Origin of the sequence: Burkholderia sp. E168m23, assembly GCF_016586125.1 — a bacterium.
In the GTDB taxonomy this organism is placed as follows: Bacteria; Pseudomonadota; Gammaproteobacteria; order Burkholderiales; family Burkholderiaceae; genus Burkholderia; species Burkholderia orbicola.
This window is the reverse complement of the sequence record NZ_BCPP01000289.1, coordinates 1-7,123: the sequence shown is the minus strand read 5'-3', so window position 1 is coordinate 7,123 and position 7,123 is coordinate 1. Positions and strand designations below refer to the sequence as shown.

Below are 7,123 nucleotides of genomic sequence, written 5' to 3'. Positions count from 1 at the left end.
GGTGCCAGCCGGTGCCCGCCTCCGGTGCATGATTGGCCCTGACGAGTTGCGCGACGACCTTGCCGTTCGTCGCGGCGGCGATGCCGAGATCTCGGTACAGGAAGAAGTCGCGCAGGCCCTCGCCTTGAAAGACGGTGTCCTGTGGCTTCACATGGGAAAAAGCGGTGGTGGTCGGCGTGCTCATCGCGTTGCTCCTTCATCGAAAGGATCACGCGAGACAAGCATTAAGCGTTCCAGTTTTGCGGCGGGTCGAATCCGTGCGCGTACTTACTTCAACCGCCCCGACAGAAACTGCCCGAGCCGCTCGCTCTTCGGATTCACGAGAATCTGCTGCGGATCGCCCTCTTCCTCGATCTTCCCCTGATGCAGGAAGATCACGTGGTTCGACACGTTGCGCGCGAAGCCCATCTCGTGCGTGACGACGACCATCGTGCGGCCTTCCTCGGCGAGCTTCTGCATCACCTTCAGCACTTCGCCCACCAGTTCCGGGTCGAGCGCCGACGTCGGTTCGTCGAACAGCATCACTTCCGGCTCCATCGCGAGCGCACGCGCGATCGCCACGCGCTGCTGCTGGCCGCCCGACAGGTGCGACGGATACATGCCCTCGACGCGCGGCGCGAGGCCGACCTTCTCCAGATACTTGCGCGCCCGGTCGATCGCCTCGTCCTTGCCGACGCCGAGCACGGCCATCGGCGCCTCGATCACGTTCTCCAGCACCGTCATGTGCGCCCACAAGTTGAAGTGCTGGAACACCATCGACAGCTTCGTGCGCATCCGCTGCAGCTGCTTCTGGTCGGCCACGCGCAGCGAGCCGTTGCGGTCGCGCGTGGTCTGGATCGGCTCGCTGCCGATCGTGATCTGCCCCGAACACGGCTGCTCGAGGAAGTTGATACAGCGCAGGAACGTGCTCTTGCCTGAGCCGCTCGAGCCGATGATGCTGATCACGTCGCCGGCCTTCGCCCTCATCGACACGCCCTTCAACACCTCGTTGTCGCCGAATTTCTTGTGCAGGTTGTCAACGGTAAGCTTGTACATGCGGGGTCCTTCGTTGCGGATCGTGCGAATGCGTTAGTGGCCGCGCGGCGAGAGATACGCGAGCCAGCGCGTCTCCAGCTTGCGGAACGCCCAGATGAGCGCGAACACGACGACGGCGTACAGCACGGCCGCGATGCCGTAGGCCTGGAACGACATGTACGTCGCCGAATTGACGTCGCGCGTGACCTTCAGGATGTCTGGCACCGTCGCGGTGAACGCGAGCGTCGTCGCGTGCAGCATCAGGATCACTTCGTTGCTGTAGCTCGGCAGCGAGCGACGCAGCGCGGACGGCAGGACGATGCGCGTATAGAGCTTGAAGCGCGACATCCCGTAGGCCATCCCGGCCTCGATCTCGCCGGCCGACGTCGCCTTGATCGCGCCTGCGAAGATCTCCGTCGCATACGCGCATTCGTTCAGCACGAACGCGAGCAGCGTGCAGTTCATCGCATTGCGGAAGAACGTGTCGAGCAGCACGTGGTCGTGCACGACCTGCAGGCTGTAGATACCCGTGTAGCACATCAGCAGTTGCACATAGAGCGGCGTGCCGCGGAACACGTACGTATAGAGCCACACGGGGCCGGAGATCCAGCGGTTCGACGATGCCCGCGCGATCGCGAGCGGCACCGCAAGCGCGAAACCGAGCGCGATCGACACGACCAGCAGCCACAGCGTGATCGCGAGGCCGCTGAAGCGGTAGCCGTCGGAATAGAGATAGCTTTGCCAGTACTGGCCGACGAGTTCGATCACAGTGCGAGCCTCCGGACGCCGACGGAATAACGCTTCTCGAGGTGATGCAGCACGACGTTGGACACCGTCGTGATCGCGAGGTAGATCGCGCCTGCCGCCAGCGTGAAGAAGAAGAAATCGAGCGTGCTCTTGCCCGCGTCCTGCGACGCCTTCACGACGTCGGCGAGGCCGATGATCGACACGAGCGCGGTGGCTTTCACGAGCACCTGCCAGTTGTTGCCGATGCCTGGCAGCGCGAAGCGCATCATCTGCGGGAACAGGATGCGGTGAAATACGCGCCAGCCGCTCATCCCGTACGCGAAGCCGGCTTCGAGCTGGCCGCGCGGCACCGCGAGGAACGCGCCGCGGAACGTCTCGGTGAAGTACGCGCCGTAGATGAAGCCCAGTGTGACGACGCCGGCCGCGAAGGGGTCGATGTCGATCTGGTCCCAGCCGAGCAGGTCCGTCACGTTATTCAGCAGGATCTGGATCCCGTAGAACAGCAGCAGCATCAGCACGAGGTCTGGCACCGCGCGGATCAGCGTCGTGTAGAACGTGCCGACCGACTTGAGCACGCGGTTGGCCGACAGTTTCGCGGCCGCGCCTGCAAGGCCCAGTATCAGCGACGCGGCGAGCGACAGCACCGCGAGCTTCACGGTCTCGACCGTGCCGGCCCACAGCAGCGGGCCAAATCCTTGGAAGATCATATGAGGGACCCAGAACGAGGTGGCGGGATTGTCGATAGCCATTAACGGCACATCAAACGAGTTCTACGCACGACGTGATGCTGCCGGCTCATCAAGCCGGACGTATCACGCGAACGGCGCGGCGAGGGCAATACTGAGCGCGAGTTTCTTCATGGCGTTCCTGTCGGAGGCAAACCGGGCGGGTTCCGGGCGTGCTGCCCGCCCTTCCAACCAGGGAATCGCCTCCTTCGGCGACGCCCAAGTTGTACATACAACTTTGCCTTTTCCGGGATGGGGTCAGCAATCCGTGTTTATCTCTAATTGTCGGCAGATTAGGGCCGCGCGCAGGATTTTCCTTAATTTTCAATTAATTATTGGTTACGCGAAGCTGAATGACAGCTTTCTTGCGGTGTACGGAAGCCGCCGAACGGCGCGCGGCGGCTGTCTAGACTTCCCCGGCTGAGACGGTTTTCCACGCGGGCCAGCCCGTCATCCCACGACAGCGTGGCCGTCGCGTGCTCGTCATGCCCTTCGCCCTCGAGCGCCAGCACCGCACGGCACGTTTACGCCCCCTTTGCAGACGCGCGGCGAGTCTATACACCGTTTCGCCGCGGCGATTCCTAGAATGGGCTTCATGTCCAAGACGAGGCCTCCGCAGTGCGGAGCACGACGTGACGGGGATGAGCACATGACACCGACCAGAACGGAACTTGCCGCTTCATGCGATCTGCTGCCCATCGCTCGCGGCGCCGTTCCTTCGCGGACGCACGCGTGCTGCTGTCGATCCGCATCGAAGCGGACGACCTCGCGCTCGTGCGACGCCGGTTGCATCAGGCGGTCGGCGCGGCGCTCAACTTCTATACGGCCGCGCTCGACCACCGCACCGGGTGCGCGTGCATCGAGCTCGAAGTCCCGCGTTCGCAGGCATCGCCCGCGATCCTGTCGATCCTGCGCGTGCTGCCGGCCGCCGAGTTCGGCACGATCCGCCTGTTGCAGCACTAGCCGGCGTTCGCCGCCGCCGCGCGTGACACACATCACGCGCTTCCCCTTTTCATCGATTCGAACGCGCATGTCCGCACGGCCACGCGCGGCGAATCGCCGTTCCCGTCGCAACGGGCCTTTCCAGGAAACACACGTAATGAAAAAAGCAGTCGTCGGTACCCTCTCGCTCGCCTTCGTCAGCGCCGTCGCGCATGCGCAAAGCAGCGTCACGCTCTACGGGATGCTGGATGCCGGTATCGCCTATACGAACAACCAGTCGGGCAAGCACGCGTGGCAGCAAGGCAGCGGCCTGCTGTCGAATACGGTCTTCGGGCTGAGCGGCAACGAGGATCTCGGCGGCGGCCTGCATGCGCTGTTCCGCCTCGAAAGCGGTTTCAACCTGAACAACGGCATGCAGTCCTATCGAAACACGCTGTTCGGCCGCCGTGCGTACGTCGGCCTGCAGAGCGACCAATACGGCACGCTGACGCTCGGCCGCCAGTACGACGCCGTGGTCGACTATCTCGGCCCGCTCGCGATGGCGAACAACGGCGACGGCAACAACCTCGCGTCGCATCCGTTCGACAACGACAACCTCGACGATTCGTTCTACATCGACAACGCGGTGAAATACGCGAGCCCGACGCTCGCCGGCTGGCAGTTCGGCGGCCTGTACGGGTTCGGCAACGCGGCCGGTGGCTTCGCGAACAACCGCGCATACAGTGCGGGCGTGTCGTATGCGAACGGGCCGGTCAGCCTCGGCGCCGCGTACCTGCAACTCAATCGCGGCGGCTTGACGACGGGCGGCGCACTGTCGGCGAACGACGCGCCGAACTTCCCGGCCGTGAGGCAGCGCGTGATGGGCGCCGGCGGCAGCTATGCGTTCGACCGGCTGACGATCGGCGCGTTGTGGACGCACACGATGTTCGACGAGACGGCCGCGTCGTCGCTGCCCGGCGCGCTGAATGCGCTGCGCTTCGACAACTACGAAGTCAACGCGCGCTATGCGCTGACGCCGGCGGTTTCGTTCACGGGCGCCTATACGTTCACCGACGGCCGCTACGACGACGCAACCGACAGCCACCGGCCGAAGTGGCACCAGGCGACGCTGATGGCCGACTACGCGCTGAGCAAGCGCACCGACGCGTATGCGGAAACCGTGTACCAGCACGCGTTCGGCGTGCCGTCGGGCGCGACGCTCGGGTTCGCGAACGTCACGGGGCTCGCGGCTTCGTCGACGCGTACGCAGGTGGTCGCAACGGTCGGCATCCGGCATCGGTTCTGAGCGCAAGCGGGCCGCGGAAGGCCGGCCGCTCTGTGCAATCCCGCATGGACGCGCACCGGCCGAACGGGGATCATTCAGGGAATCCGGGCCGGCGCGCCCGCGAAACCGGTACACTCGGCGCCGGGCGCGCGCCGGATCGGCATTCGGCGGCGGCCCGCTGCCGACTCTGAATCGTGATCCCATGACCACACCGATCTATCAGGAAATCAAGGACTTCATCCTCGCGCGCATTCATGCCGGCGAGTGGGCGGAAGGCGACCAGGTGCCGTCGGAGAACGAGCTCGCGCGCGAATTCAACGTCGCGCGGATGACCGTCAACCGCGCGCTGCGCGAACTGACGGCCGAACAGGTGCTCACGCGCACGCGCGGCTCCGGCACGTATGTCGCGTCGCCGAAATACGAATCGACGCTCGTCGCGATCCGCAGCATCTCCGACGAAGTCGCCGCGCGCGGCCACGGCTATCGCGCGCAGGTGCTGCAGGTCGGCGCGGCCGTCGCCGATGCGAAGCTCGCCGACGAACTGCAGCTCGACACCGGCAGCCCGATCTTCCATTCGCGCGTGCTGCATTTCGAGAACGACACGCCGGTGCAACTGGAAGAACGCTGGGTCAACCCGGCCTGCGCGCCCGAATATGCATTGCAGGACTTCACGACGACGACGCCGAACCAGTATCTGACGCGCGTCGCGCCGCTGCAGCGCGTCGAATACCGGATCGAAGCCGCGATGCCCGACGCCGAAACGCGCCGTCACCTGACGATGGACGATCGCGAACCGTGCCTGCTGCTGCATCGGCGCACGTGGTCGCAGGGGCTGGTCGCATCGGTCGCCAATCTGTGGCACCCGGGCAGCCGCTACCGGTTCACCGGGCACTTCTGATCCGATGACGATGCGCGGGCTCACCTCGCGCGCGGTCGTACCCATCGTTCGATCGCACTGACGGCCCGCTTCAAGCCATCCTCCTGCGCGACGCGCGCACCGAGTTCTGTCGCACGCGCCTTCGTCTCGCCCTGTTCGGCAAACGCGATGGCCCGCGCCAGCGCGACGGCGTCCATACGCCGCCCCGCGACCGGCGCAGCCGCGACACCGAGCCGTTGCAGCCGGTTCCCCCAGAAGAACTGATCGCCCGCGAACGGCACGACCACCGACGCAATACCGGCCCGCGCGGCCGAATGCGTGGTGCCCGAGCCGCCGTGATGCACCGCCATCGCGACGCGCGGGAACAGCCAGTCGTGCGGCGTGTCGCCGATCACGCGAACGTGCGCGGGCAGCAGCGACGCATCGATGCCGCTCCAGCCCGGATAGAATAGCGCGCGCCGGCCGGCCAGCGCCTGCGTCAACGCCGCGGCCATCGCCGCGCGATCGAAGCCGGCCATGCTGCCGAAACCGATGTACACGGGCGGCTCGCCCGCGTCGAGAAACGCCGCGAGTTCGGGCGACGGCGCCCACGCACGCGCATCGATCCGCCACTGGCCGCAGGCCTGCACGTTCGACGGCCAGTCGGCCGGGCCGGACAGCAGCGCCGGCGACACGCCATACAGCATCGGATGATCGGTCCACACGTGCTGGCGCGGCGGCAATCCGCATACGCCGGCGCGCGCGGCATTCGTCGACTTCCTGAACGCCTGCCACAGCAGCGCATTCACTAGCCGGTGGCTCGCGCGATTCAGCCAGCGCGGCACCTTCCCCGGCGGCAGGAACGGCGACGCGAATTCGGCGGTCGGCGTGATCGGGATCATGCCCGTGCCGATTGCCGGGATGCTGCGATATTCTGCGACCGACAAGCCGACGAACGACACGAGCCCCGACACGAGCAGCGCGTCACAGCCGGCCGAAGCGTCCACCACTTCGCGCATCCATGCGGCCGTGTTCGCATTCGCGATCGCCGCGAGCGCCTTGGAGGTGTCGTTGAAACCGCCGCGCCCGCGCACCGCATCGGCCAACGCGCCCTCCGGCGCAATCGCGTGACGGATATCGCCGGACAGCGGCGCCGACGGCACGCCAAGTGCGGCGGCCGACCCGAGCGTCGCCGCATCGGCCAGCAGCCGGACCTCGTGCCCGGCATCCATCAGCGCGCGGCCGAGCGCCGCGAGCGGACGCGTGTCGCCTTCGGTGCCGTAGGTGGCGATGACGAGTTTCATGCGGAGCTCCTCGTGCACGACGGAAAAGAATGGTTTCGTAAAAGTGCACGTCGTATACTAATGCAATTCGTACACTTTCAGTCAACCGCCCTGCCATGACGATTCCGACCGACGATCCGGGCCGCCGCGCGCGCAAACGCATCCAGATGCTCGCGCATCTCGCCGGGACCGGCGCACGCCTGTTCGATGCGCACGGCTACGAGGCCGTCACGATGGAGCAGATCGCCGCCGAGGCCGATGTCGCGAAACGGACGCTGTACAACCACTTTCC

9 protein-coding genes and 1 pseudogene are annotated in these 7,123 nt (G+C 65.9%); 5 read left to right on the top strand and 5 right to left on the bottom strand.

What is annotated here, in order from left to right:
- From JMF90_RS16520 to JMF90_RS16505, 4 genes and pseudogenes are all read right to left on the bottom strand, one after another.
- Positions 1-184: pseudogene (locus JMF90_RS16520) on the bottom strand (cupin); the annotation flags it as partial.
- 83 nt (positions 185-267) lie between these two features.
- Positions 268-1,035, bottom strand: coding sequence for an ABC transporter ATP-binding protein (locus JMF90_RS16515; protein WP_011548279.1), 768 nt, complete (start codon positions 1,033-1,035; stop codon positions 268-270).
- 33 nt (positions 1,036-1,068) lie between these two features.
- Entirely contained in the window at positions 1,069-1,782 is a 714-nt protein-coding gene (locus JMF90_RS16510) for an ABC transporter permease (protein ID WP_011548280.1), read from the bottom strand.
- Positions 1,779-2,468, bottom strand: coding sequence for an ABC transporter permease (locus tag JMF90_RS16505; RefSeq protein WP_011548281.1), 690 nt, complete (start codon positions 2,466-2,468; stop codon positions 1,779-1,781). Before JMF90_RS16505 ends, JMF90_RS16510 begins: the two co-directional genes overlap by 4 nt.
- 151 nt (positions 2,469-2,619) lie before the next feature.
- Between JMF90_RS16505 and JMF90_RS16500 the strand changes: the two genes are divergently transcribed.
- The 4 genes from JMF90_RS16500 to hutC all read left to right on the top strand — a co-directional run bounded on the left by JMF90_RS16500 (position 2,620) and on the right by hutC (position 5,590).
- The gene (locus JMF90_RS16500; protein ID WP_143275909.1) at positions 2,620-2,910 is read left to right on the top strand and encodes a hypothetical protein; all 291 of its coding nucleotides are present in this window, start codon (positions 2,620-2,622) and stop codon (positions 2,908-2,910) included.
- A gap of 308 nt (positions 2,911-3,218) precedes the next feature.
- On the top strand, positions 3,219-3,449 hold the full coding sequence (locus JMF90_RS16495) for a hypothetical protein (protein ID WP_011548282.1): 231 nt from the start codon (positions 3,219-3,221) through the stop codon (positions 3,447-3,449).
- Positions 3,450-3,585: 136 nt separating this feature from the next.
- Positions 3,586-4,713 carry a porin gene (locus JMF90_RS16490; protein ID WP_011548283.1) on the top strand — a complete coding sequence of 376 codons (1,128 nt, stop codon included), beginning with the start codon at positions 3,586-3,588 and terminating at the stop codon, positions 4,711-4,713.
- 181 nt (positions 4,714-4,894) lie between these two features.
- Positions 4,895-5,590, top strand: a complete 696-nt coding sequence (hutC, locus tag JMF90_RS16485; RefSeq protein WP_011548284.1) for a histidine utilization repressor — start codon at positions 4,895-4,897, stop codon at positions 5,588-5,590.
- Between the two features lie 20 nt (positions 5,591-5,610).
- Here hutC and JMF90_RS16480 read toward each other — a convergent pair whose 3' ends face one another.
- Entirely contained in the window at positions 5,611-6,852 is a 1,242-nt protein-coding gene (locus JMF90_RS16480; protein WP_011548285.1) for a glycosyltransferase, read from the bottom strand.
- A 95-nt stretch (positions 6,853-6,947) separates the two neighbouring features.
- On the opposite strand from JMF90_RS16480, the gene JMF90_RS16475 reads away from it, so the two are divergent.
- On the top strand, positions 6,948-7,123 hold a 176-nt coding region (locus tag JMF90_RS16475), incomplete at its 3' end, for a helix-turn-helix domain-containing protein (RefSeq protein WP_201325231.1).

Coding starts and splice junctions, on each gene's coding strand:
- JMF90_RS16515 (WP_011548279.1), bottom strand. CDS start 1,035: ATGTACAAGCTTACCGTTGACAACCTGCACAAGAAATTCGGCGACAAC.
- JMF90_RS16505 (WP_011548281.1), bottom strand. CDS start 2,468: ATGATCTTCCAAGGATTTGGCCCGCTGCTGTGGGCCGGCACGGTCGAG.
- JMF90_RS16500 (WP_143275909.1), top strand. CDS start 2,620: ATGGCGTTCCTGTCGGAGGCAAACCGGGCGGGTTCCGGGCGTGCTGCC.
- JMF90_RS16490 (WP_011548283.1), top strand. CDS start 3,586: ATGAAAAAAGCAGTCGTCGGTACCCTCTCGCTCGCCTTCGTCAGCGCC.
- hutC (WP_011548284.1), top strand. CDS start 4,895: ATGACCACACCGATCTATCAGGAAATCAAGGACTTCATCCTCGCGCGC.
- JMF90_RS16480 (WP_011548285.1), bottom strand. CDS start 6,852: ATGAAACTCGTCATCGCCACCTACGGCACCGAAGGCGACACGCGTCCG.